The organism is Legionella qingyii (assembly GCF_003990155.1).
Taxonomy (GTDB): domain Bacteria; phylum Pseudomonadota; class Gammaproteobacteria; order Legionellales; family Legionellaceae; genus Legionella; species Legionella qingyii.
In genome coordinates this window covers 66,373-92,960 of sequence record NZ_RZGX01000010.1, presented here as the reverse complement: position 1 = coordinate 92,960, position 26,588 = coordinate 66,373, and the positions used below count along the sequence as shown (strand labels likewise).

Below are 26,588 nucleotides of genomic sequence, written 5' to 3'. Positions count from 1 at the left end.
CTCCAGATAGTTTATGCATGTGACACTAGATTCAATGTATGCTTTGCAATCATATACTCTTCATTTGTAGGAATAACACCAATGAAGATTCTACTATCAGGATGACTAATCACCGGCTCGTTTTTTAGATTTGCATGTTCATCCAATATAACACCCAACCAAGCAAGACGTTCACATATTTTTTTTCTCACTGGCGCTGAATGTTCACCAATTCCGGCAGTAAAAATAATTGCATCACATCCCTGTAAACTACTGGCTAAAGCACAAAGCTCTCGTGCTGCCCGATAACAAAATAAATCAACCGCCTCAATTGCCTTTGCTTCCTTGCTTGATTGAAGTTCACGCATGTCACTGCTGATTTCAGAAACTCCCAAAAGGCCTGATTTCTTATATAGAATGGTATTAACCTCATCTATTGATAATTTCTTTTCCTGAAGTAAATATAAAATTACTCCTGGATCAAGTACGCCACAGCGAGTTCCCATCATTAAACCATCTAAAGCAGTGAATCCCATTGAGGTTGTAACACTTTTACAATGTTCCATGGCACACATGCTTGCTCCATTACCAAGATGGGCAACAATTACTTTTTTATCTTTTATTTGCTCAGGTAAAACTGAAGCGATATATTCATAAGAAATACCATGAAAGCCATAGCGAATAATGCCCTCTTCACTTAATACCCTGGGTATAGCAAAAAGAGTAGCCAGCTTATCTTGCGTTTGATGAAATGAAGTATCAAAACAAGCAACTTGTGGTAGTTCAGGATAAAGTTTCAAGATACTTTCAATAATAGCCACATTATGTGGTTGATGAAGTGGCGCTAAAGGATTTAAAGACGCTAGTTTTTTAATGGAATCTGTATTAATTAGTGCTGGAGCTTGAAAATAAAGTCCACCATGAACCACTCGATGGCCAACCGCTCTTAAAAAATAGCGTGTTGGCAAATTTTTGAGCCATTCAAATAAATAGCTTAATGCAGATTCATATCCCGGTGATGAAATGGATTCATTAGCAACTTGTTCATGTTGTTCATTAGAAATCACAATTTTAGGATTATCATGAATACTTTCTATTTCGCCGTGATAAATTAAAGTTAAAGAAGAAATAAAAAGACTGAATTTAATGCTGGAAGAACCTGCATTAATCACTAGGATAGCTTCATCAATTTGTTTTAATTTCATTATTTTTTTCTTCGTGCATACAATAAAGCCATAACACATGATGCTTTTCGCGATAACTCATCACTACCTCGGCTGGTAAGAATAATGGGGACATGAGCACCCAATACCATTCCTGCAGCTTCGATGCCTGATAAATAAGTCATTTGTTTATAAAGCATATTACCTGATTCAACGTCAGGAACAACTAAGATATCTGCATTACCAGCAACAGGAGAAAAAATACCTTTTTCACGCGCTGAATCCATTGAAATAGCATTATCAAATGCTAATGGGCCATCTAAAATACCCCCAGTAATCTGTCCGCGCTCAGCCATTTTACACAATGCCGTAGCATCAAGTGTAGATGGAATTTTCTCATTTACAGTTTCAACTGCAGAAAGAATTGCAACGTTAGGTGTACCTAGCTCGAGTGCGTGAAATAGATCGATCGCATTTTGCACAATGTCACACTTTTCTTTGAGATTAGGAAATAGATTAATTGCGGCATCAGTCAAAAAAATAGGTTTGGGGTAATTAGGAACTTCAAGGGAAAATACATGGCTCATACGACGTCCCGTTCGTAATCCATTATCCTTGGAAACGATTGGTTTCATCAACTCTTCTGTATGAAGTTTTCCTTTCATTATTGCTTCAACTTTCTGTGTTGCTGCTAATTTTACCGCTGTTTCAGCAGCCTCATTGCTGTGTTCTGTAGGAATAAGCTCATAAGCCGAAATATCAATATTACCCTCTTTTGCGGCAGCAAGAATTTTCTGTTTAGGGCCAACTAGAATCGGTGTAATTAATCCCTCTTCGGCAGAAGCAATTGCTCCTTTAAGTGACAGTACATCCACTGGGTGTACCACAGCAGTTATAAGTGGTTTTAGTGAATCTTTTGCCATAATCAAGCGCTGATACCAATGCTCCTGTTTAGGTTTAAGTTCCACTTTAGGTAATTCAACACACTTTCTTTTTATTTTGGTTGTTGGCGCTATAACCGTTGCAAGGCCGCTAATCACCGTTTTACCAAGTTGATTAACTCCCTTACAATTAAGCTCAACGATATGTTTTTCCGGTATTTTTTTCACTACTTCGAGTGTAATTGTAATTGTGTCGCCCAAAGTCACGGGATGTTCGAATTTTAAAGTTTGTTCTAGATAAATGGTACCAGGTCCGGGTAACTCAGTTCCTAAAACAGTAGATAAAAGCGATGCCCCCCACATTCCGTGAGCGATAATTTTATGAAAGATATCATTTTTAGCATACTCTGCATCAACATGCGCTGGATTTACATCCCCCGACATGATGGCAAAAAGCTCTATATCTTCCGGAGTTAATGTACGTACTAAGCTTGCTGATTTACCAATGGTTAGTTCATCAAAGACATGATTTTCAATGTAGCTCATCTGTATGCCTGTTATAATAAAAAATTCATAATCCACTTGGTTGTGTGGTCGTTATTTGTAACGTGAAAAATAGTTGCCCCACAATAAAAAACATGGGGCATGTATATTTATTTCGCAGCTTCTATCTTAACGTCTCGAGATTTACCTTTAGCTTCTGCTTTTTTAGGTAATTCTACCCAGAGCATTCCTTTTTTAAAAGTTGCTTTCGCCTTGTCTGCATCAATTGTTGAAGGTAAAGAAAGTGAACGCTCATATTTACCGTAACTAATTTCTCGGGAAATATATTTTTTCTTTTCATTTTTTTTAGAAGTTGATTTTTCGCCTGTGATGGTGAGCGAATTACCACTTATAGACACATTGATGTCTTTTTCATCCATACCAGGCATTTCCATCTGAATGGTAAAGTGATCTTTATCTTCAACAACATCCATTGATGGCATAAGATTAAGATTTTCGAACTGATCCAGGCTTTTACTTGGTGCAAACATTTCATAAAAATCATGAAATGCTTTATCAACTTCCTGCTGAAGACCTAAAAAAGGATTATGGGGATGTTCAATTGAAATAGGGGTACCATTTTTCCATTTTAATAGCGCATTCATGTTATCGACTCCGTCCAATTAATTTCCATTAACGTTTGCAAATACACCAAATACAGTTTGATATACAAAAGTAATTTGTCAAGTCAAAATACTTTTAATTTAGTCTACAGTTTAATAAATATCATTTAATTTATAGTTCAATACGATTTAAGGAAAATATTATGATGCATGCCATGGTTATGGAACAATCAGGCAAAAAGTTAATCTATAAAGAAGTAAAAAAACCTGAACCTCAAGAAAATGAAGTACTCATTAAAGTTCATGCATGTGGCATTTGTCGTACTGATTTACATGTGTTAGATGGTGAATTAAACAATCCCAAGCTACCTCTGATTCCAGGTCATCAAATTGTTGGCACGGTTGCAAAAGTAGGTTCATTGAATACCAATTTTGTCATTGGACAACGGATTGGGGTTCCGTGGTTAGGTGGAAGTTGTGAAAAGTGTCCATTTTGTCTATCAGGACGTGAAAATCTTTGTGACCACGCTCGATTTACTGGTTATCAAATTGATGGTGGTTTTGCAGAATATTGTGTGGCTAACCAGCGATTTTGTTTTCCTATACCTGATGGTTATTCTGATGATCAAGCTGCTCCGCTATTTTGTGCAGGATTAATTGGTTACCGGGCCTTATTGAAAACAAATAACGCCAAACATTTGGGATTATATGGATTTGGTGCAGCAGCACATATTCTTATTCAAGTAGCTAAAAAACAAGGACGAACAGTTTATGTCTTTACAAGTCCTGGTGATAACCAAGCTCAAGAGTTTGCCTATAAGTTAGGTGCAGTATGGGCTGGAGACTCAGATCAAGATGCGCCCTATCCTCTTGATGCTGCAATCATTTTTGCACCCGTAGGAGCACTTATCCCGCTAGCGCTTCGTAATACAGGAAAAGGAGGGATAGTAGTCTGTGCTGGAATTCACATGAGTGATATTCCCAGTTTTCCCTATAATATCCTTTGGGGGGAGAGAGTTCTTTGTTCTGTAGCCAATCTCACCAGAAAAGATGGTGAAGAATTTTTATCGCTTGCACCGAAAATCCCTGTTAAAACAGAAGTTCATACGTATCCATTAAGTGAAGCCAATCAAGCACTTGATGATCTGCGTCATGGGCGGTTTACAGGCGCAGCAGTTATTAAGATCAGGACTTACGAAAAACCCCAAGGTCGAGGCAAAAAATGTTTTTAATGAGGGAGTTTAGATAGACTAAATGACCGAATTAAAAACATTTTTTAACGAAGAGAGTGGGGTTTTTCGTAAGTCCTGAAGATTAGAAATCAAGTGACGTCACTTTTTTACCAAATCTATTAGATGGTTATATTGATATATTGCAAATCCAACATATTTACCTATTTAGAATACTCACTGAAAAACATCCATAGGTTCTTGCCTTGACTCAAAATATTTGGGAGCATCGACATCAAGGATTATTTACTCATCAAAGGGAATTATTATGTTTCAACAAGCAATAGTACGAACACCTTCACCCAGTTTGATTCATGGATTAACATCTGCGATAGACTTAGGCCAACCTGATTATATAAAAGCCCTGGAGCAACACCAAAATTATATCAATACATTAATTCGCTGTGGCCTGGAAGTAACAGTTTTACCCGCATCAGATGCGTTTCCTGATTCTTGCTTTGTAGAAGATCCTGCACTCCTTACAGATAGATTCGCCCTCCTCACTCGTCCGGGTGCACAATCAAGACAGGAAGAAGTCAATTTAATTGAACCTTGTATTCAAACTTTTTATAAAACCAGAACCCATAAAATAGAAGCACCTGGAACCTTAGAAGCAGGTGATGTCATGCAAGTAGAAGATCATTTCTACATAGGACTTTCGCAACGCACCAATAAAGAAGGCGTGGCACAATTGACAGCTTTATTGGCACAATATGGGTTCAAAAGTACCGTGATCGAACTTAAAAAATTTTTACATCTAAAAACAGGTGTTTCATACCTTGGGAATAAATGTTTACTGGTCAATGGTGAATTAGTGAACCATCCTGCCTTTAAGTCATTTGAACAATTAATTATTGATGATAGTGAAGCGTATGCTGCCAATTGCATTAACGTTAATAATACCGTCATTATGCCTCAAGGTTTCCCTCGTTCTATAGAAATGGTTCATAATTCCGGCTTTCATGTAATCACTACAGATGTAAGCGAGTTTCGTAAAATTGATGGTGGCTTAAGCTGTTTATCCCTGAGATTTTAATGAATAAAAAGCTAACTATTTTTAGTTTGACACTAATGACCGTGGGTTCAGTAGACAGCATTCGTAATTTACCTGCTGCGGCATTAGTTGGAACAGATATTTTTTGGTATTTCGGTTTGGCTTTGTTTTTCTTTTTATTGCCCAGTGCCATTATTGCAAGCTGGTTTTCCTCTAAATCCCATGAAGGAATTTATGGGTGGGTAAAAATTAGCTTGGGGAAAAAAGCGGGGTTTATCGCTATTTGGTTTCAATGGATGCAGAACGTCCTTATATATCCTACATTTTTCAGTTTTATAGCAGGTGCATTTTTGTATTGCATTAATCCAAATCTTATTGAAAATAAAACGCTCCTGTTTATTATAATTAACATACTCATCTGGTGTTTAACTTGGATCAATATATAAGGATTCCATTTATCTAATCGATTGACCATTTTTTGCTCCATATTTGGACTTTTACTCCCTTTCATTTTAATTTTGACTATAGGATTGATCTGGGTAATTATTTATCCTCATTCTCTAAACCTTGTAACACATTCTCATCAAGATTCATGGACATCTCTAACAGCAATCATCCTTTCTTTTTGTGGTATTGAAATTGCTGGCGTTCATACGCAAGATTGCAAACCTGGAGCATTTCCCAAGGCTATTGCTCTTTCAGTAATTATTATTTTTGTTACGATGCTCTTTGGTTCATTGACTTTGGCTTTGCTACTTTCGCCGAGTCAATTAAATTTTATTAGTGGTATCCCTCAGCTATTTCAAGTTTTTTTTACTCAAATACAATTTGCTAAACTGAGTTTCATTGTTAATGTTTTAATCGTGGTAGGTTGTATTGGTTGTGCCAATAATTGGCTAATCTCCCCGATTAAAGGTCTATTATTTGCAAGTAATGAGCTCAATAATTCAATCAAACAATCCTCCTCTGGATTACTGATTATACAGGCATGTGGTGTATCATTTATCAGTACCCTTTTTTTATTATTACCGAGTATTAATACATCCTATTGGTTCATGATAACTTTGGCTACCCAAATGTATTTGTTTATGTATGTGTTTATGTTTGCTGGTGCAATACGATTAGCCAGGCGAGAAAAAAAACACGGTTCCTGGTTCATTATTTTATCGTCGATTCTCGGATTTATTGGCATTACTATTTCACTCGCCATTAGCTTTACTCCTCCTAACTCGCTAAAATATGGCTCGTTGCTGCATTATGATTTATTTATTATTAGCTGTTTGTTACTTATCACTTCCTCAGCGATGTTATGGAAAAAAATTCTTTATGATCGAGTGACTAACGAATTATCTAAAGGATCTCATGCGAGCTAAATTCAGGCGTCAACGAGATCATAGATTAACATCTTGATTTATCAGTCCTTTACTAAAAGTATTCTTTACTTAAGATGAAAATAAGACTATAATTTGTACAGAATAATTATCCTAAAGGAGTTCTCTGTGCCTAACTCTGCGCAATCAGTCTCAATGACATTGAATTCGAGTCAGCTTGAACAATGGTTTGCTACTATAGAAAGAGACAATGCACCAAATACATCCGAAACAAATCCTCATTTAGCTACTCAATTTCTTGCACGTTTTGGACTAAGAGAAGCCAAACAAGTAGTTGAGTTTCTGAAAACAACTGGCGGAAACGAAACTATCAATATGATAGCCCAAGAACTAATGAAGGAAGAGGCGAAAGCTCAATTGATTAGAGAAAGTACAGCAGATGAAATGCTCCGACAGCAGCGTTTGCTTTTTCTTCTCATGACATTAATTTCCAAGAATAAAGCACATGTAGAACATGTTAATGAGATGACCCAAGAGCAAATAGATAAACAGCTTAAAGAAACCAAAGCTGAAGCGAAAAAGAACTCGTTAATTGAAATGCATATTGCCGATGCTAATATGCGGGCCAATGAAATTCTAAAGCTTGACAAAGAACTTAAAAAACTAGAAAGTGAATTAACTAACTTGGAACAAGAGCTACAAGAGCTCGAAGAAGAATGGTTGGAGATAGAAGAAATTAATGCTGATATTTCCGACTATCTGGAAGAACTCAACGAGTTTCTTCAAATACCTCTATTAATCGATCAGCCTATAGCTGAATATATTACGCATGCAAACAAACAGGTAACATCACTATCAGCAGAGTTAGAGACCCTTAGAGCACTGCAAACGGCACAAGCGCCTACTGCAAGCAATGTTGATAGAGTACAGGAAACAACCGTACACCGCCTTGATAAAAGAATGCAACATTTGGAAAAGCGACTTGCTTTATTTCAATCTCAACTAGAACAGCCGCCTCAAACTCGTGAAGAATTATATCAACAGTTAATTGATCGGGTTAAAGCTCGATTAAATGAACAAGTAGCGTCAAACGAAGAAATACAATTGCCTACGCATCGCGCAGGTCAAATAGAAGGTTTAAGATTGCAAGAACGCGGATTTTCACAAGCACTGCAATTTATAAGAAAAGAAAAAATTCTCCTTAACTCTCAGTTAGAGCCTGTTAACGATTTCAGTCAAGCCCAATTTATTATTGACCCAAGTCAAAAGGCTCGTTATCGACGGTATGGAGACTCATATGCTGTTTTTTCAGAAAATATGGATCCCGATCATGCCAGTGAAAAAGACTTGTTACAGGCCAAACTAAACTATGAAAAGCTAAAACCAGATATTTGTACCGTTACCTTTTTCCACAATAACCGCAAACAAAATCAAACAGAAATGTTTAGGACTCGTTCTCAAAATTGCCAAAGTCGATTACAAGACTTGATGAGTCGTATAGATAGCCATCAAGAAAAACAAATACAACTTATTAAATCGCCGACACCTTTAGCTATGGCACTTAAACCACAACCCAAACTAATAATTTCTAAACTTGAACCTAAAAGCAGCTACTCGCTCATGTTAAAGAGTTTGGTGCCAACTCATGCCCCAGCCCCCCGTCCCGAAGATATTATTAAGGCAAGAAATGCACTTGAGGCAGTAGTTAAGCCAGAACGCAAACGTGAATTAAAACAACTAATAAGCGAAGTGAGACCAGGGGAAATTATGGCTCCAGATGCACGACTTGGTTGGCTCCATAGAGTTAAGAAACTGATACCGGATCTTCCTGTACCCGAATTAGATTCGAGTTTGAAATATCCGAAAAAATAAATGTTTCTAAAATACTAGGCTCTATTGACATTTCATTTAATCCCACCTACTCCCCGCGCTTTATGCGCGAGGAGTAGGCTAATCAAGCAATGCTCAACAGCCCCTAGAGATAATACATCCAAATTTGGTAAATTCTGAGTGATTTAGCTTATTTCCCCAGCTCAACAGAGATCAAAGAACTATTCAGACCCAAATATTAAATCTTTCGATAATCTATTTGACAATATCTAATACTAATTGTTAACATGATACAATTACCAATTTATTCCGCACTCTGTTTTATATATGAACAATGGCTTCCAACATCACTTAACTTTAAACAGCTCTGTAGGGTTGATGGGTGCTATTGTTTCTGTCGTTTCTGTGGTGGTCGTGGTCTTTCTCTCCTCACCCTAGAGTTGCGTTTTTGATTATTCGGCCTCTCTAGGGAAAGGCCAAATAATCAGGCGATACGACTTTAACTATTTTGAGGAGATCAACCTTGGAAACCGCACTAGATGCAAAAGCATCGCAAAAACAAAAAACAATCACCAGTCGCGCTATTTTTATCATTAGCTTATGTGCAGCATTTTTATTTTATAAGTACATTCTCCAAAACTTTCCAAGTGTAATGCCTCAACAGTTGATGGATACATTTCACCTCCAAGGTTTAGGTCTTGGGGTTTTATCAGGAGTGTACTTCTGGACCTATCTTATCGTACCTCTATTTGTAGGGATTATCCTCGACCATTACGGCACGAGATGGGTGACTACGGGAGCCATTTTTTGTTGTGCTTTTGGTATTTATATTTTTTCTCAGGCCCAGGAATTAAATACCGCTATTTTGGGGCGTTCTTTAACGGGTGTAGGTGTTTCCTTTGCGTCCATTGCTTATTTCAAATTGGCAGCAGTATGGTTTCCCAAAAAATATTATGCTTTACTGACCTCACTACTTGTTACTGCCGCCATGATCGGTGCAATTTTTGGACAAATGCCACTGGCATGGCTGGTTAGCCAAATAGGATGGAGAGCCAGTTTAGTTGATGTAGCCTGGATGGGAATAATCTTGGCTTTCTTGTTCTTATTTATTGTTAAAGATAAACCATCCGTTTCCATTGAAACATCACAATCAGATACTCAGCATGCAACTAAAAATCCACATTTATGGCAAGATATTTTATTAATTGTAAAAAACAAACAAAACTGGTTGTTAACTGGATATAGTGGTTTAGCATTTTCTCCCATCGTTATTTTTTGTGGTTTATGGGGAAATCCTTTTTTGCAAAAAGCATATCATTTAGATAAATTGGTTGCCCCCTCGCTCATTTCATTAGTATTTGTAGGATTAGCGATTGCATGTCCCTTATTTGCTTTATTTATTAATCGAATAAAAAATCGCTGCGCATTTATTTTTTACAGTACTTTGGTTTCTGCTTTATCGATTAGTTTGATAATCTTCGCTCATCCTATGCCAATTTGGCTACTGAGTGTATTGCTTTTTCTTTTCGGTTTTAGTTTAGGAGCATTTCCAATAGTATTTGTAATTGGAAAAGAATCAAATCCGTTATATCTGGCGGGTACAGTAAGTTCTTTAATCAATGCCAGTGATGCTTTTTTGGATGCAATTACTGAGCCAGCAATAGGTAAGCTGCTTGATACTTTTAGTAACGCAGGTACTTCTCATGATTTTTCACTATTTAGTTATCATATTGCATTAGCTATTTTACCTTTATATCAAATAATTGGTGCATTTTTGATGCGATGGGTGAAAGATGAACATCATACGGTTCATTAAGTATGCAATGAATCATTAAGTTTAATAAACTTAATGATTCATTTTTTAATTATATTGGTGAATGGCTATTGTTTAGACACTGTGTTCGAATTCATATTAAACTTGACCTAGACTAAAGCTAGTCTAAATTTCTCATGGTCATAATCAGATAATTCACTGGGTATGTGGCTTCAAATAATAAGTTCTTTTAGTTCATTTTGTATTAACGCATATTAATCTGCTTTACTTCAACCTCCTCTGTAGATTGATTAATAAACTTTTTGATCGCTAAATTAATGAATTAAAATCAGATGATTATTCAATACTCTCAACATGAACATAGACCCAAGCGAATACACCTGAAGCCAACTTCACCTTGACTCGTTTATAGTCTGCTACCTCATATGAATCTGCCTTTTCTAACTCTTCGGTACTCACATCAAATACCATGCCTTCAACATTATCTGCGGCCCTTCCAGTATACGTAATGATGGGATGCTCTTGCTCACCACTCATAGCAATTACACAGGGGTCTTTAATCTTTACTTTGGACATACCAAATCCTGGCAGACTATCTACGGCCCCCTGCAATTTTCGTCCAAAATTACTCATTTGCACTGCTTCATAGCGCAAAGTGCCATAAGAAAATAGTTTCTCAGTATTCATCGCTTTACCTATATAAATAATGCTCGATTATCTGGTTTTTATTAATAATGACAAGATAAATATACTTGACCCGTTTCATAGAAAGTTCCAGTTTTGATTGAATCCCTTTTTTACTTTTAATGAGATGTGATTTATTAAAGATAATTCGATTATCATTGTCCAGCTGCATTTATATTTGGTATTCGTTCATTTATAATCATCAAAGGTATCAATAAACTAACAGGCAAATTTTCAAACAAATAATATTGTCCAAATTGAGGCCCATTTTAAAACTTCAGAAAGAACAGAATTTAAGAAGAGACCAGCCCATCTAGTATTTAGTGATTTCTATTTTGATTCACACTGGAGCTAGCTACTACTTTGTTACGACCCATTTTTTTTGCCTGATACAGTGCTTCATCTGCTTTTGATATTAAATCATCGACTCTTTTACCATCATAAGGATAAAAAGCGATACCGATTGATATGGTAACAGAAATAGGTTCTTCCTTATTGATTTCAATTGTAAGTTTCTCGATCGACTCACGTAGTGCTTCCGCCTTTGTTTTGGCATGTTCCAAATTACTGGTTCGTAAATAAATCATAAATTCCTCACCGCCCCAACGACATACCAAGTCATCCTCTCGACATATTTGCCTTATTTTTGTAGCAAATTCAAAAAGAACCTGGTCGCCAATCAAGTGACCATAGGTATCATTTACTTTTTTAAAATAATCAATATCAATTAATAATAGAGCAAATGTGAACGGACAATCTTTCGATTTTAAAATTTCTTTTTGCAAGTATTCTTCAAAAAAACGTCGATTATAAATACCTGTTAAGCTATCTTGAGTAGATTGGGTTTTCAAGACATCATGAAGTTTAATATTGTAAAGACTCAGTGCAGACTGCTCGGAAATAATTTGTGCCAAAGCAATTAATCGTTGATTGTCTGTATTTACGCCAAACTCCACATAAAACAAACCTAACATTTCATTTTGGGCTAATAAAGGAAAGCAGGCATAGCTTTTAGGCTTTTTCCCAGCTTTTTTAATATGATTACACAATAACCCTTCAATTGTATCTGAAATATAATAGGATTGGTGTCGTAATAAAGACAAACAATCCTTAGAAGTAAAAAGAAATAAATTGGAAACGGGCTCACCCCAGCTTAAAACTCTACTAATCACGTTCAAATTATCTGATGAAATAAGATAAACAATTCCAGATGTACCAGATAGGATACGTTTACTGTAATTTTTTATTATCTCAATCGCATCGTCCATGGAAAGACTGGATTGCAATAAACTCATTAATTCTTTCAATAACTCCAGTTCTTTATTTTGCATTTCAAGACTTTTGACGAGATTTTCAAGCTCTATTTTAGATTCCTCGAGTTTTCGTTCATTTTGGATACGCTGATGGACATTAATTGCAAAATGACTTGCACCAATAAGATTACCATCTGAATCATGAATCGGATTATAATGTATTTCAAAGTCCAATCCGTCATATCGTTTGTCTTTAAATGACTCAATCACAGTAAATGCGGAACCTTTAATTGCTTTTTTCCAAAGCGACATCGATTTTGTTTGATTCTCGGCGCTCATTTTCTGTAAAAGTACACTGAAATTCATACCAATTTCTAAATCAATTTTGAAAATACGATAAATTTCACATTTATACATTGTATTAAAAGCAATAAAATTGTAGTTCAAATCAATTGCAGCAACTAAATCATTACTGCCCTCAATAATTCCTTGCAAGCGTTCACGAGCATTTGCTAATTCTACTTGTGCTCGCTTTAACTTTTCAGAGTTCGCTCTTATAACCTGGAGGGTATAAATCAAAAATCCAGAGAGTACAGCCATGATTACTCCGATTATTAAGATCATGGCAGGGAAAAAAGAGGTAATAACCTGTTCATAAAGTTCAATAGAAGGCCAAAGGCTTATTTTCCAAGTTTGACCATATGTAGGAAGAATAATAGTATGTTGCCAACTCGAATAAAATTTATTATCTCGAGCATTAGTATATAAAAGCCCTGAGGAGTCATAGATACTTAAATTATATCCTTGAATATCCATTTTCTTTAAAATTTCTTCTAAAAAAGTTTCTATATCAAGAATACCAACCATAAATCCTTGAAAATGATTGTCTTTATGCAATGGACTTAACAATAAGAATATCTTTTCTTGCCCGTCAAGTTCAAACTGAGAACTCATTTGCAGTTCATTTTTTTCCAAACTTTTTAATAATTCTTTACGTCGACTGATATCATTGTATAGATTATATCGTTTTATCTGTTCATTACCCTCCTCAGGGGTAATCCAGCGTACATTATATTTATTGTCTACCCATTCAATTGCGCGAAAACCTGGTTGATCATGAATATAGTGCATTACATCCGTATGCCATTCGCTTTCAGATGTTGTTTGATTACTTAGCCAGCGTTGAGCGATCCTGGAAAAATAGGACGTGAGCTCTTGCAAATGGGACTCAATCACATCTTCTACATTTTCAACTTTTAACTCTAATAACATATTTAATGAATTTTCTTGGTTTTTTTTAGTGAACTGCCATCCTAAAATAGTGATGTTTAAAATGACAAAAACGGTTATTAATGGAAGAGATATGCGAGAGTGTTTTATATTTTTTGAATTAATGTAAGAAATTATTCCCAGGCTTAAAAGGATTAGACCAACAGCAGTGGAAATTGAAATTTTCATCCATCGTCCAACACCAAAACGTGTTGTGAAATCAATAAAATGATCAGCCGCGGCGATAAATCCCAAACTTAAAATGAAGAATACACCGAATAAACTCAGCCAAAGCCAATTAGTGGAAAAATTAAATGAAACAATTAAAAAACAAAGGGCAGTAATTATAAAACTCAAAGCAACACCAGGTGCCGCAGAGCCTGGATATTGAGTAGGGTCCAATACAAAAATTTTAATGAAAAATACATCTATACCCAGATTAACATTTATAATGTGCTCATATAAAACAAGTCCAGAAGATAATAAAAGAAAACAACTAAGAATTCGGCTGGTTTGCAATAATTTTTTATTTAAACAAATTAAAGATAGCCCTGATAAAATAAAACCCAAGGCTGTACCTGGTCTCATGAAGATATATCCAGGGAGATTTACTGATAAATGAGGATTGAAATACCAAGCAAATAAATCCAAAAGCCCCATGAGGGAACAAACTCCCCCAATTAAGTACGTTACAGTCCTATAGTATACTTTTCCATCCATATTCTTTTCCTTAGCTATAAAAAATAGTATAAGCCAAAGAAAAACTTATAGATAGAATTAGATGCCTCTATCGATACAGAAACGTAATTTAAAGCAAGAACTTAAAGAGTAAGCTATTAGGAAGGACTCTCCTCTAAACTGTATTCATCTATAGCTAACAAAATTTTTTCTTCAAGAGACTTCGCTTTATTTAAAGGTTTATTCACTCCATTGATAATAATAGAAAAAATGAATGTTTTCTCATGTGGATTAATAATAAAACCTGACAATGAAGATATATCATGCATTGAACCAGTCTTGGCATAAACTTTTTTCTCAAGCATGGTTTTCTTCATTCTGTCCTTTAACGTTCCTGAAACACCGGATTGAGGTAGTGCTTTGAAGAAAATATCTTTCATCGCTTGATCATGATAGAGATCGCTAAGCAAGACTACCATTTGCTCTGGGGTCACTAAATTATAACGAGTTCCCTCACCATCAACGATATCCACCTGCGACATATCCAGATGAGTGTGTTCCGATAATATTTTTTTAATTGCATAAGCACCTTCTTTATGGGTTCCTTTTCCAGTTAGCGAATAACCAAGCTTTTTGGTAAGGCTGTTTGCATAGAGGTTGTCCGATTGTTGTAACATATGAGTAATCAGCTTACTCAGCGCTTTTGATTGATAACTCGCAATAAAATCCGTATCACCAGGAGATGTTCCGTTAATAATTTTACCTTTCAGCGCAATACTGTTTTTATTAAACGCTTTTTGGATCACTTGCTTTACTAATAACAAAGGATCAGGGATAGCAAGCTCTATTAATTTTGGATTTTTCTCCTGAATCATACATCCATATAAGCGAATGGTATTATTGGGTTTGATTTCAAGATTCAAACTGCAATGATCTTTCCCCTCTTCTTTACTTACTGTTACTACTTCATTAACAACCGTCAGTGCTTTAAGTAGTGTTTTCGGTTTAATTTCGGTGGGTTTACCTAGTTCTTTCGCACTGATGAGTTCATAAGGCACTTTATTTTCATTCAATATTGCTGCTGTATCTGGAGCAGCGTAATACCACCCTAAATCGTCATAAGAAGTTCCACTTGGATAATTTGGAGTTTGATATTGTGAACTGTCAATTATTATATTTCCTTTTATGGAGCTTATATTATTCTTTTTCAAGTTCATCATTAATGAAGTTAAATTATCTGCAGTAAACGAAGGTGACCCTGTAAATTGAACATAGTAATCTTGATTTTTGCGAGAAAGCGTTGTTATAAAACGATAATCGGGTTTTAATTGGTATAGGGCTGCTGCAGCGGTAAATAACTTCATGCCACTAGCTGGAGAAAGTAATTTATCCGCATTCCTGCTGTAAACTACCTGGCCAGTTTCCGCCTCTTTAATGAGAATACCAACGGTTGCATGTGGCAATTTTTGTGCAATAATCCCATCTATTTTCTCTGAAAGCGTTTGAGAATTTCCTATTTGATTGAAGAAAAAAGCGGCAAAGAAACATAAATAATTAGAATAGCGCACGGCATTTACCCTAATAAGATCCATGAAGTATAGCTTTACCGATTCAGAGCCGAAGTGCAACCCCTAATCCAAGTATTTTGGTCTACGCTTTTAAAAGTATATTTAGTTTGATATGGAAATATATGGATGCTGCGTTTTATCCAACCAATGAAGTAGTTTTAATAAATGAGGCTCATCCATAGGTTCCTACATGCATCAATTAGCATCGATTCATAACTTTTAGCATCTGTATCTCCTTTAACCCAAGTGTTATACCCACTATGAGATACATCATCTATAAATTTATCAGCAGGAGTTTTCCTATCCCCTGTCCAAGAAACTCCGCTGCCATAAAATAAACCTGGGAAAATAAAATAAAGTGCAATCATATCATTGAAGAGTCTTTATGTAAGAATTTCATTCTTTATTACAGCATTTGACTCTTCTACTATAGAAACAACATGCTTATGTCGTGTTGGACATAGCAATCTTTGAGATAAGTACAGAATCACGATACTTATGGGTAATAGACTCAAGAGATCAAAAGGAAACTTTAGAATACCTATGCCACCAAAAGCACCTAAATAGGAAACAACAAATATGGCAACCATGTAAGATAAGAACCAGTATAAAAGTGAACCATTATCCCAGGAGTTTCTGCGATGATAGATACAATAAATAAAAATACCAACGAGTAAAGCAATATCCAACTTCCATATGATCGAAAATCCGCACCAATAAAGCATTAAATTACAAAAATAAAATGCAATATGCGAACAAAACAGTGCTCCTGCGAGCCTAAAGGGTCTCGGTGATAATGGCTGTAATTTACGCATTGCCAAAAGGCATATTGGACCAATACTGTAAGAAAGAATACTTGCAGAAGAAAGAAAAGCGACTAACTTCTGCCATCCTGGAAATGGGAGAAATGAAAACATTCCAACTAATAAATTTGCATAAAGAGTCACATAGGGGATTTTATGACGATTTACCTTTAAAAAGATTTTGGGTAAATGATCATTTAATGCCATTCCATATACAATTCGTGAAGTTGCAGCTGTATAAACCAAGGTTGTTCCAAAGGGAGAAAAAGCAGCATCTATCATCAGCAAAGTGGCTACAACCCCTAAACCTAAAAGCAAAGTTAAGCCCACTAAAGGTCCGCTATCTCCTGGATAACTCAGAGCTTGCCAACCCTGTGTTAAATATTTTTGTGGCACTGCAGCGATAAAACTTAGTTCCAGCATGAAATACAAAATAAATCCAATCAGTACAGCACCTAAAATAGCAAGGGGTATATTTCGTTGTGGATTTTTTACCTCTCCTGCTAATACCAAGCCATTTTGAAATCCAGTAAAGGCAAAAGCAATACCTCCAGCTGAAAGTGCCGTAAAAATATTTACCCAACTTTCTTTATCTGACAAATTAATTTTGACGTTATCCAGCGTTGGTGCAACATGAAGCAAGGAAACGATTGCAATACTTGGTAATATAAATTTAATGATACTTGCATATTTATTACACTCAACAAGCAATTTAATTCCATAAGAGTTCAATATCACGACAAAGAGCATGATCACCATTGCTACAACATAGCCGTACCCAGAAAGTGTGAATGCTGTTGAATTTTTCACAATTAATATTGGAAAAAAATGACTTGAATACTGCAGAATTGCCTGTATTTCTATGGGAGTCATCACAACATAAGACAGCCATGATGTCCACGCAAATAAAAACCCAACTTCCTTCCCATGGGTAAAAGTAGGATAATTAGACATCCCTCCGGAGATCGGAAACATTGTACCAAGTTCACATAGCGGCAGAGCAATAAAGATCATAAAAACAGCAGCAATAATCCATGAAATTAATGAATTACTTCCCGCCATTTGGGCACTAATAAACGGGCTGAACAACCACCCGGATCCAATCATTCCGCCAGCAGAGGCAATGAGAATATTAGCCGTTGAAATATCCCGTTTTAACATAAAAACCTATGTGAAAGGTGATACTCCAATTTAGCCAGAAAGTAGTTCATTATACAAGTTTTAATAATTCGATATATTACAAATACTTCTTAAAAATATTTTACTATCAGCTAATTACGTTTAGATATTCTCTCTGATTAGGTAGCGATTGCACTATACGTTCCTAGTGATAAATAAACTAGGCTCTGTTGATAATTACTTTATTCGCCTATCTCCCCAGTTAATGCGCGGAATCCAATAGAGGCCGTATTAATAGGTACATTTTAGTATGTCTCTGTATAGAGCCCCGCATAAAGCGGGCGAAATAGGCGGAATTAAATGAAATGTCAACAGTTCTAGTAATGTTTTCGCTCTATTGCTTCAATTTCCTTAATGATTTGCTTATCGTCTTCATCAGTTTTGGTATTAAACCAAGAGTCCAAGATTTCTTTTGCTAAATCCTGGGTTAGAAGCCGATTGGATAGTGCCAAGACATTAGCTCTGTTCCATATTCTTGCACCTTTTGCTGTTTGGGCATCGGTGCATAACGCCGCTCTGATACCCGGAATTTTATTCGCTACAATAGAAATGCCTGTACCTGTCCAACAAAAGAAAATACCCTCATCACATTCACCATGACGAATCGCTTCAGCAGCAATTTGAGCAGTTTGAATCCACGATTCATTTTGACGTGATTTGATTGCACCAAATGGGATAACCTGATGCCCTAAACGCTCAAGTTCTCGCACAACGAACTCATTGACTGGATAGAGCTCATCACTGCATACTGCTATTTTCATCGACTAACTACTCCTTTGATATCAAATATTGGAGATTAAATTTATTTACAGATTTTCAATTCCATTAAAATCAATATCATACGTTGAAGCAGGATAAAATCCCTTCCGCACTCTGATAGCTCTACAAAGTACATTAAGCATCATCAGCATACTCTTCAGCTTAAACAATGGATAAGCTTTATGTTTCAATATGTCATGTGCTCTTCGATAATCTTTAATGAATTGACGTGGATTTTTCAGTATATATTTCAAACAATGGAGCATCATTCCCTGCCCCAACATGAAAGGCTGCATATGTTGCATATTAGGTATATCATACTGTCTTTGGCCACTCAAAATGGTATGCCAATCAATCTTATCAGTAAGCAGATGAAGTCCACTGGTTACCCGCGGATTACACTCTAAAACATATGCCTTGTCGTTCATCAAAATAAAATCAAAGGCAATTTGGCCACTGAATTGAAACCGTTTGCAAAATACCTTAATAAACTCAGTTATCGGTTTAATTTCTGCGGGTTCAAAGTATATTCCTGTAGAGCGGCCAGCTTGATATTTAGAGTGATAGCACGATTGAATTAATACCTCACCCTTATGAGCAATAGTATAAGTGCTGTATTCTTTTCCTTGAATAAAGTGTTGAGCAATATAAGGCTCATTAATTGTAAGATTTGCTATGACTTTTGGTGACGGTTTAATAAGTGTACGCGAGCCAAAACGAGAGAATACCGGCTTTAGTACCAATCCTATATCCTTGGGGAGATGCTCCTTGTCTTTATCTGTATTAATTAACCAGCTTTGGGGTGCTGTTAAACCATATTCACTAACGAGGTGGTTAAATGCGTATTTATCGTGCAATTGATTCAGTCGTTCAAAAGATTCACAAAATATCTTGGTATGCTTTGATAATTCTTCATAGCCTTGGCTTATATGAAAAATCTCCTCACATGTAGGAATAATCAGATCTATTTTATGTTGAATTACTATTTCTTTAATTGCCTTTAAAAAAGCTGTCAGGTCTTGGTTCGGCTTAGGAATAACAAAATGCTTCTTTACTCCTTTAACAAATCGCGCGAGCGGATAAAGCATGCTCTCGGCACCATAAACCTCATATCCCTGATTAATGAGGCTGCGCATAATATCCATAGTAGCCGGCGCCCTACCTCCAGTAACTAAAATCTTCATTTACATCACTTCCTTTAAACCAATTAATCTACCTTGCAAATCCAGCATTTAATATAAAAGATAAAGATATTTTGCCTCAGTTCTCCTTAGTACGATAATATTCTTTTAAATAATTTTTGACAGATGTTTATAAAAATTATACGGCGTTGCACGAACTAATAACCGCTCTAATTCATTAGAAAAAACAATATGATGCTGCGGAGAAATCATTTTGGTAATCAGTTCATTAATCATGTAAGCCATTTGCATGGAATCTCCACCCATGTCGCCAAAAGTAGCATGATTATCAATAACTTCAAGAGGTAACGATAATACGTTAGCAAATAATTGGCGAATTTGCGCTAATAAATCATCATGACCGTCTATGTTTTTATCAATCAATTCAGAAGCAGGGTCTGGTAGTTTTTTGTAATCAACTTTTCCATTAATTGTTAAAGGCAACTCAGTCAAATAAATAAAATATTTCGGTATCATATAAGAAGGAAGAACTGCAGATAACTCACCACGCAAATTGATTTCTTGCCCTTTTGACTCTGATACTACATATGCAGCTAACTCATTATGTTCTTCATCCAAAAAATACTTCTGTTTTATGAGCGTTACTACGGCTTGTGAGATACCCTCAATTGCTAATAAAACATTTTCAATTTCAGCCAATTCAATGCGATGACCACGAATTTTTGTTTGTTGATCTTTTCTCCTCAGGTAAACAAGCAAACCATCTTCTCGATGTTTCGCTAAATCACCACTTTGATACATACGTTCTCCTGGAAAAAAAGGATCATCCATAAAATATTTACTTGTTAACTGAGGTTCGTTTAAATAACCAACTCCAACATTACAACCAGCAATATAAATTTCTCCCTCTTCTGCGAGTCTGACTGGTTTAAGTTCGCTGTTCAAACAATAGATGCGTGTATTTGCTGCGGGAATACCAATGGGGACACTGCCGTGAAGATCCTTTGTTACATCAAATTGATGAACCATACAGCCAACAGTAGTTTCAGTCGGCCCGTATTCATTAAATATTCGAACGGCAGGTATCTTTTCAACAATTGATTGAGCTAATTTACAAGGCAAATCTTCGCCGCCAACTACCAACGTTAATTGATGCCCCAAGCTCATAGGTAAAAGGCTTATCATTCGCAAATGGGATGGAGTTAGCTTTAAAAAGTTAATCGTTTGCTTTGTAAGTATGTCTTTTAATGTTACCGTGTTAATGGGCTCAGGGATTAACATCAAACTACCGCCTGACAGTAATGGTAAAAAAAGTGACGTCACTGTTAAATCGAAGGCAATGCTTGTAAATAATGCCGTATGATAAGGTTGATTATTATTCCGATATGTCTTAAATGCCCAAGACAAATAATTCAATAATTGACCATGATTAATCATGACGCCCTTAGGCGTGCCCGTGGAACCTGATGTGTAAATAATATAAGCCAACTGAGTTAGCGAGTTTCCATTGCTTCTCGGCGTTTTGGAGCTAATAATTTGTAATGGAATATGAGTACTTAATCCTGGATAATGCTGTTTTAATAAAGCAAACTCTTCATGAATCACTAATGCAGGTTGGGCATCTTCCAATAACGCTAAAACCCAAGCGATGGGTGATTTTATATCAATTGGAATATAAGCTGCACCTAAATACCAGCAAGCGAGCATAGAACAAATCATATCTTCATTTCTTGGTAAATAAATAGCAACTTTATCCCCACATCCTACACCTATATCGGAAAAGAAACTGGCAATTTCCAAAACACGATGACTCAATTGTTTGTAAGTTATAGTTTGTGCTTTTGAAATCAAAGCATGCTTATGAGAATGTTCTATTGAGCTCTCCAATATTTTTGTAAAAATTGTTTTTTCTTGAGGAAATTCAACCAAGGTATTGTTATATACAGGCCACAGTGTATCGCAATAAGGTAAATTGTTATCTGGAACAAGCTCAGGCTCGCCAACCAATTTTTTAAATTGATTGGCCAAATGGGTACATGTTTCAAGTGTGGCATGCGCGTTTGAGACAGAGAAGCAAATGGTTGTTGCACTGTTATGTTCCGTCACAATAAGAACAATAGGCGCAATAGGAACATTAATTGGCAAAAAAAATCCATCGATGGCTTTACAGTCCTGTTCCAAATTAAGATCTGATAAATCAATCGATAGTTTCGATACAATTCCAGACATCATGTACTGATTTTTTTTATTTTGATAGTAAATTAAAGCGTTAAGCAGGACTTTTAACAAGGACAAAGGCAAATGATGTAAATAAGCATCATACGTTCCAATATGCAGTTCATTTTGACAACTAAGTTGCTTGACTATATCACAATAAATGGTCGACCAGTCCCCTCCCTTTTTTGCCTCAATAAAAATAGGATTTGAAAAATTTGCTGTAGTATTTGCTTCAACATGATGACGCAAATCTACTGGAATCATAAAGCGAGCCTTTTCAGCACCTAGCTCAGCACTGTTCTCTAATAATATTTGACAAATCTTCGCGATTATCGCATTAACTTTTCCAGAAAGCGTTACTTTATGCCATAAATAATGAGTGTGAGCAGAGCCGTTGTTACCTGTTGGTGCAATGCAATTCAATGGAAAATTCGGACGATATTCAATTTTCCTTTTTTGCATAAGAAATTCATAGTCCGTCATTGTCAGATCTGTACCAATCAATGGCTTTTTTCTCCACGCTCGAAAAATCTCCTTCACCCAATGGTATAAACCCATACCATCCATTACTCCATGAAAGGCACGGAACACCAAAAAATGTCGTTTTCCTTTGATATAGATAATTTGTGTCGCAGAATGTGACGGTTCAAACTTATGTCCATGGAACAATGATAGACCTTGGATATTGTTCCCATCCCATTCCATCTTTATAACTTGAGAAGCCTCGGAATCTATTGATTTCTCTGGGTCGTTATACCAAATTGAATTGATATATCTTAATTTTGCTCGCATATGAACATATGGATTGGCTGAGCTCGCCTGAACAATTGCCTTATTCAGAGATGACACATCCACTTGCGAGTTCATCTCAAGTACCAACTGCAGTGAAAAAGAGTGGTTCATTGCATCGCCAACAAGATACAGTTTTTCACTGGGTGTAATTGGACGTTGAACTTTTTTTGTGTATTGATGTAATGACATAAATCAACAATAGAGATGCGAGCTATTTTTGAATAAACCCAAATCTGAGAGGTTAACAATTTTACATTAAAAGCGATATTAATACCAACTAATCGTTCTATTACATTACGTAGAACTTTAATATAAATATGCGATATATTGCCCAGGAGTTGCTGTTTTATTGAACACCTGGGCTGTAGGTTTATAGGTACTAAATATTTATGATGATTTTCTGCGCTGCATAATTTGCGAAAAAAATTCAGGTTTGTTTAATCCCATAGATGCAAAAATCTGAGGTACTTTATCCCAAGAACCCTCTTCCTCAATACTTGCAACAATTAACTCAAACCCAGTTTTTTTATCAGCGTCCAATCCCCAGCCATTAATAAAACTGAGTCCTCTTAGACGTTTTGCTGCAATATGGCCTAGAGCTATTGCTGCCAATAAATAAGCATGTGCCTCTTCAAAGAGCTGATTGCATTTTTTTAGATTCGATTCGCTTTTGAAAACCCCTTCTTTTTCCAAATTTTGCCTGAACTTGGCTTCCTCAAGAACCATTTGTCCTAATTGATAATTAGCTTCTGCATCATCAAGCATTGCGGCTGCTCTATAACATTCCATGTACATTAAATATGCATAAGGAAATTTTTTATTTCGTTTCAATTTATTGTAAATAGCCGCCAATTCAAAATAGTATGCAATTTCCTTTTTAAGCATTTCATCTCCGGGTTGATTATTTACCCGGTTCGCCTGCATTGCTTTTATTTTCTTGGTAATTCTTTTAATCTTCCAACGTTTTAAATAGGCCATAAACTCTCCTGCCATTTACTATGATGTTATCTGGATCAAATATTGTAATAAAAAAATCGCTATTACAATCAAGATCATCAAACCAAGAATCTTTAGTCCAAAACCAGCGGATTCTTTTATTTCCTTCCCAATTTGTTTACTAGGAGGACTTTCTTGCTCTTCTTTAATGTTTAATTCTGACTTATAAAGATTATTATCAATATGATTAGATACAAAATAAGAAATCAATCCAGTAATTAGGCTAGGTACAAAAAATATTAACCAAACAATAAACTTGCTAGACCCAACACTATAGTTATAATCATCTTGCAAAGAACTCAAAAGTGTCATAATAACTTCAGGAACATTATAGTTTAGTCCCCAAGCAAGAAAGGGTAATATATATAAACTAAAGAAAAATAATCCCAAGCAAAAAACTAAGCAAATCATGCCTAAGATATAGAGCTTGCTGTTGCTACTAAATCGATCTTGTTCCATATCACCCCTAAAATAGCCTTTTCCTTAATTTAAGATAGCAGATGGATTTAAATAAGTACACTTGCTGGTGATATTAACCAATTCATTTTAAAATAGAATATACATAATATTTTAATTATAGGGCATTACATGAAGCGTTATGTTTTTATGATTTCCGATGGCACAGGAATTACTGCTGAAACTTTAGGCCATAGCTTAATTACCCAATTTGAACATACTAAATTTGAGCGACTCACTATTCCCTATGTTGATTCTTTAAAAAAAGCGGAACATGCTGTTGCGCAGATTAATCAAGCCTTTGAGGAACAAGGCATCAAACCTCTTGTGTTTACGACTTTGATCGATCCAGAAGTCAGAAATTATTTTAAAAAAGCAAATGCTCGCGTATTTGACTTGTTTAATACTTTTATTGGCCCCATGGAAGAGGAGCTTAATGAAAAATCTTCTTATACAGTCGGAAAAACTCATGGTGTTGTTAACAGTAAGCTCTATTTGCATCGACTCGAAGCAATCGATTTTGCATTATCGCATGATGATGGCGTAAAAACTCGGGGCTACGACAAGGCAGATATTATTCTTATTGGTGTTTCGCGTTGTGGGAAAACACCTAGTTGCTTGTACATGGCACTTCAATATGGAATTTTGGCTGCAAATTACCCTTTTACTGAAGAAGATATTATTGGTTTTAAATTACCTGAGGTACTAAAGCCTTATAAAAATAAACTGTTCGGATTGACCATTGATCCACAGCGTTTACAACAAATCAGGGCAGAACGCAGACCTAACAGTAAATATGCTTCCCCAGAACAATGTCGCTTGGAAGTAAAGGAAGTGGAAGCCATGTATCAAAAGGAAAAGATTTCGTATATTAATTCGACAAAATATTCTATTGAGGAAATATCAACCAAAATCCTTGCAGCATCAGGGTTACAACGTAAAATATGAGTAGGTTGCGTTTCCTCATCCATATTTTAATGCATCCTGGGTAGAGCGCACGCAAAACCCAGGAAATTGAACAACAACCGCACGAGGTGAGAAGTTAATCGGAAGAACCAGGAAAATCTGCATTACAATCATATCGACTATCATTAGCTAAAAAGGTCTTACAACTCTGATTGATAGTATATTTTACTGTTGTCGCATCTGATACAGCAGTATTTTTCCTGGAGTACATTTGCCAAATAATAACACCTCCACTATCTCTCTGTTGTCCAAGAATTTTATCGACCAATTGATTAGTCAGCTGCAATTGCCCATTAATATTTTTAGGATAGGCGGGTTGATTTACTTGAAAACCAAATTGTATTTTGGCATTAATATGATATTTGGCTGGTAAAAAAGTTACTTTTCCGATGCTATCAATTGTTAAACTGGGTTTACTGATGCGCTCTGCTTTAAGCCAATTGGTATAATCTTTCATGTACGCACTTACTTGACCAGGCAAATCTAAAGGCCCATTAGCATATGGCGCACACACAACCGGATTATCCCCACATAGATCATAGGTCATCAATCCCATGCTATCAAAGCGTGAAACGATTGCCTCATCCTTATTTGTAAGCTCATACCATAATCCCTTCAAGTTTCCTTTCCACCAAAGACCTCCCTTTGTATCGATGTCCGGATATTTGTCTCCAGATACGAAACCGGTAATTGGACGAGCCCCTACGGGTGGTGATGCTGTAGTAAATTTAAGATATTTTGCATTGGGATTATTCATTATGGCATGCAAAATTGCATCGACTTTATCAATTGTTTTAGGCATCACGTAAGATGATCCAGAATTTATTCCATACTTTATGAGATTTTTATAAGTTGGACCTCCAGCATTAAGTATGCTTTGGGCAATATCAGTTGACCATTCACCACTTGTACTAGGTCCCCAAGCAACTGCATATTGGTCTGCATGCCAAACTTCCTCATAGTCAAAATCAATACCATCCACACCTAAGTCATTTGCCAGTTTTACTAAATTTTCATAGGATGTTTTTGCCTTTACAGCCTGATCGGGGTCTGTTGGGTCAGGAAACCAATCATAGAGCACTTGATTTTTAGCTGAAGGTGCTGGGCCACAAGCCTCTTGTGCTTCATTGAAGTTACAACTGTAATTCCAACCACCTACTGCCAGAAATGTTTGAATCTTTTTCTCTTCAGATAATTTGATTGCAGATTTTAGTGCATTAAAAGCCTGAGCACCTTTGCCATCATGATCCGTAAAGTAACCTAATATGCCTGTTGCTGCTAAATTACCCTGCTGATAATCGATCAAGGTCGGCTTAACAAATGAAAAGATTACCCGGTTGAAATTAGGTTTTTTTAGTTTAAGCAAATCGTTAACGTAGCGCTGAAGCTGCTCAGGAGTATCAAGAAGCAAATAGACAGAGACGACTTTTTCATTAGGTACAACATCAGCATGTACAGCAGAAATGGAACAATCAAACATCAATATGGCTGATAACACAGAGAGACATGTCTTTTGTAATTTCATTACTTCTCCCAGGT

General features: G+C 36.0%; 19 protein-coding genes and 1 pseudogene. 6 read left to right on the top strand and 14 right to left on the bottom strand.

Translation table 11 applies throughout. From position 1 onward, the window contains the following. Positions 1–11: 11 nt before the first annotated feature. The 3 genes from ELY20_RS08905 to ELY20_RS08895 all read right to left on the bottom strand — a co-directional run bounded on the left by ELY20_RS08905 (position 12) and on the right by ELY20_RS08895 (position 3,171). Positions 12–1,184: an acetate/propionate family kinase gene (locus ELY20_RS08905; RefSeq protein ID WP_110143761.1), complete on the bottom strand. Its 1,173-nt coding sequence runs from the start codon at positions 1,182–1,184 to the stop codon at positions 12–14. Next, positions 1,184–2,569 (bottom strand): bifunctional enoyl-CoA hydratase/phosphate acetyltransferase, encoded by a 1,386-nt coding sequence (locus tag ELY20_RS08900; RefSeq protein ID WP_110143762.1) that lies wholly within the window; start codon positions 2,567–2,569, stop codon positions 1,184–1,186. The genes ELY20_RS08905 and ELY20_RS08900 overlap by 1 nt, the downstream gene beginning before the upstream one ends. 107 nt (positions 2,570–2,676) lie before the next feature. Continuing rightward, the gene (locus ELY20_RS08895) at positions 2,677–3,171 is read right to left on the bottom strand and encodes an Hsp20/alpha crystallin family protein (protein WP_110143763.1); all 495 of its coding nucleotides are present in this window, start codon (positions 3,169–3,171) and stop codon (positions 2,677–2,679) included. A 164-nt stretch (positions 3,172–3,335) separates the two neighbouring features. On the opposite strand from ELY20_RS08895, the gene ELY20_RS08890 reads away from it, so the two are divergent. The 5 genes and pseudogenes from ELY20_RS08890 (at position 3,336) to ELY20_RS08870 (ending at position 10,329) form a co-directional block, all read left to right on the top strand. Beyond that, positions 3,336–4,361, top strand: a complete 1,026-nt coding sequence (locus tag ELY20_RS08890; protein ID WP_110143797.1) for a zinc-dependent alcohol dehydrogenase family protein — start codon at positions 3,336–3,338, stop codon at positions 4,359–4,361. 265 nt (positions 4,362–4,626) lie between these two features. Next, positions 4,627–5,394: a dimethylarginine dimethylaminohydrolase family protein gene (locus ELY20_RS08885; protein WP_110143764.1), complete on the top strand. Its 768-nt coding sequence runs from the start codon at positions 4,627–4,629 to the stop codon at positions 5,392–5,394. Then, positions 5,394–6,725 (top strand): annotated as a pseudogene (locus ELY20_RS08880) (APC family permease). The gene ELY20_RS08885 and the pseudogene ELY20_RS08880 overlap by 1 nt, the downstream one beginning before the upstream one ends. Before the next feature lie 126 nt (positions 6,726–6,851). Beyond that, on the top strand, positions 6,852–8,555 hold the full coding sequence (locus ELY20_RS08875) for a hypothetical protein (protein ID WP_126955686.1): 1,704 nt from the start codon (positions 6,852–6,854) through the stop codon (positions 8,553–8,555). Positions 8,556–9,036: 481 nt separating this feature from the next. Next, positions 9,037–10,329 carry an MFS transporter gene (locus ELY20_RS08870; RefSeq protein WP_110142975.1) on the top strand — a complete coding sequence of 431 codons (1,293 nt, stop codon included), beginning with the start codon at positions 9,037–9,039 and terminating at the stop codon, positions 10,327–10,329. Positions 10,330–10,623: 294 nt separating this feature from the next. On the opposite strand, the gene ELY20_RS08865 is transcribed toward ELY20_RS08870, so the two are convergent. The 10 genes from ELY20_RS08865 to ELY20_RS08820 all read right to left on the bottom strand — a co-directional run bounded on the left by ELY20_RS08865 (position 10,624) and on the right by ELY20_RS08820 (position 24,086). Beyond that, positions 10,624–10,974 carry a gamma-glutamylcyclotransferase family protein gene (locus ELY20_RS08865; protein ID WP_110142976.1) on the bottom strand — a complete coding sequence of 117 codons (351 nt, stop codon included), beginning with the start codon at positions 10,972–10,974 and terminating at the stop codon, positions 10,624–10,626. A gap of 317 nt (positions 10,975–11,291) precedes the next feature. Beyond that, complete coding sequence (locus ELY20_RS08860; protein WP_110142977.1) at positions 11,292–14,213, bottom strand: sensor domain-containing diguanylate cyclase; 2,922 nt, start codon at positions 14,211–14,213, stop codon at positions 11,292–11,294. A 116-nt stretch (positions 14,214–14,329) separates the two neighbouring features. Further along, the gene (dacB, locus tag ELY20_RS08855) at positions 14,330–15,739 is read right to left on the bottom strand and encodes a D-alanyl-D-alanine carboxypeptidase/D-alanyl-D-alanine endopeptidase (protein ID WP_110143045.1); all 1,410 of its coding nucleotides are present in this window, start codon (positions 15,737–15,739) and stop codon (positions 14,330–14,332) included. Between the two features lie 158 nt (positions 15,740–15,897). Continuing rightward, positions 15,898–16,107 (bottom strand): hypothetical protein, encoded by a 210-nt coding sequence (locus ELY20_RS08850; protein ID WP_110142978.1) that lies wholly within the window; start codon positions 16,105–16,107, stop codon positions 15,898–15,900. A gap of 15 nt (positions 16,108–16,122) precedes the next feature. Further along, positions 16,123–17,703, bottom strand: a complete 1,581-nt coding sequence (locus tag ELY20_RS08845; protein ID WP_110142979.1) for an APC family permease — start codon at positions 17,701–17,703, stop codon at positions 16,123–16,125. A gap of 335 nt (positions 17,704–18,038) precedes the next feature. Continuing rightward, complete coding sequence (locus ELY20_RS08840) at positions 18,039–18,482, bottom strand: RpiB/LacA/LacB family sugar-phosphate isomerase (protein WP_110142980.1); 444 nt, start codon at positions 18,480–18,482, stop codon at positions 18,039–18,041. A 45-nt stretch (positions 18,483–18,527) separates the two neighbouring features. Then, complete coding sequence (locus tag ELY20_RS08835) at positions 18,528–19,664, bottom strand: ATP-grasp domain-containing protein (RefSeq protein WP_110142981.1); 1,137 nt, start codon at positions 19,662–19,664, stop codon at positions 18,528–18,530. A 105-nt stretch (positions 19,665–19,769) separates the two neighbouring features. Continuing rightward, entirely contained in the window at positions 19,770–22,820 is a 3,051-nt protein-coding gene (locus tag ELY20_RS08830; RefSeq protein WP_110142982.1) for an amino acid adenylation domain-containing protein, read from the bottom strand. Positions 22,821–23,018: 198 nt separating this feature from the next. Beyond that, on the bottom strand, positions 23,019–23,609 hold the full coding sequence (locus ELY20_RS08825; RefSeq protein ID WP_110142983.1) for an SEL1-like repeat protein: 591 nt from the start codon (positions 23,607–23,609) through the stop codon (positions 23,019–23,021). An 18-nt stretch (positions 23,610–23,627) separates the two neighbouring features. Further along, complete coding sequence (locus ELY20_RS08820) at positions 23,628–24,086, bottom strand: hypothetical protein (protein ID WP_110142984.1); 459 nt, start codon at positions 24,084–24,086, stop codon at positions 23,628–23,630. Between the two features lie 129 nt (positions 24,087–24,215). Between ELY20_RS08820 and ppsR the strand changes: the two genes are divergently transcribed. Then, on the top strand, positions 24,216–25,031 hold the full coding sequence (ppsR, locus tag ELY20_RS08815) for a posphoenolpyruvate synthetase regulatory kinase/phosphorylase PpsR (RefSeq protein ID WP_110142985.1): 816 nt from the start codon (positions 24,216–24,218) through the stop codon (positions 25,029–25,031). 94 nt (positions 25,032–25,125) lie between these two features. Here the strand turns inward: ppsR and ELY20_RS08810 are convergent, their stop codons facing one another. Continuing rightward, a complete protein-coding gene (locus tag ELY20_RS08810; RefSeq protein WP_110142986.1) occupies positions 25,126–26,574 on the bottom strand; it encodes a glycoside hydrolase family 18 protein in 1,449 nt (482 codons plus the stop codon). Positions 26,575–26,588 lie beyond the last annotated feature (14 nt).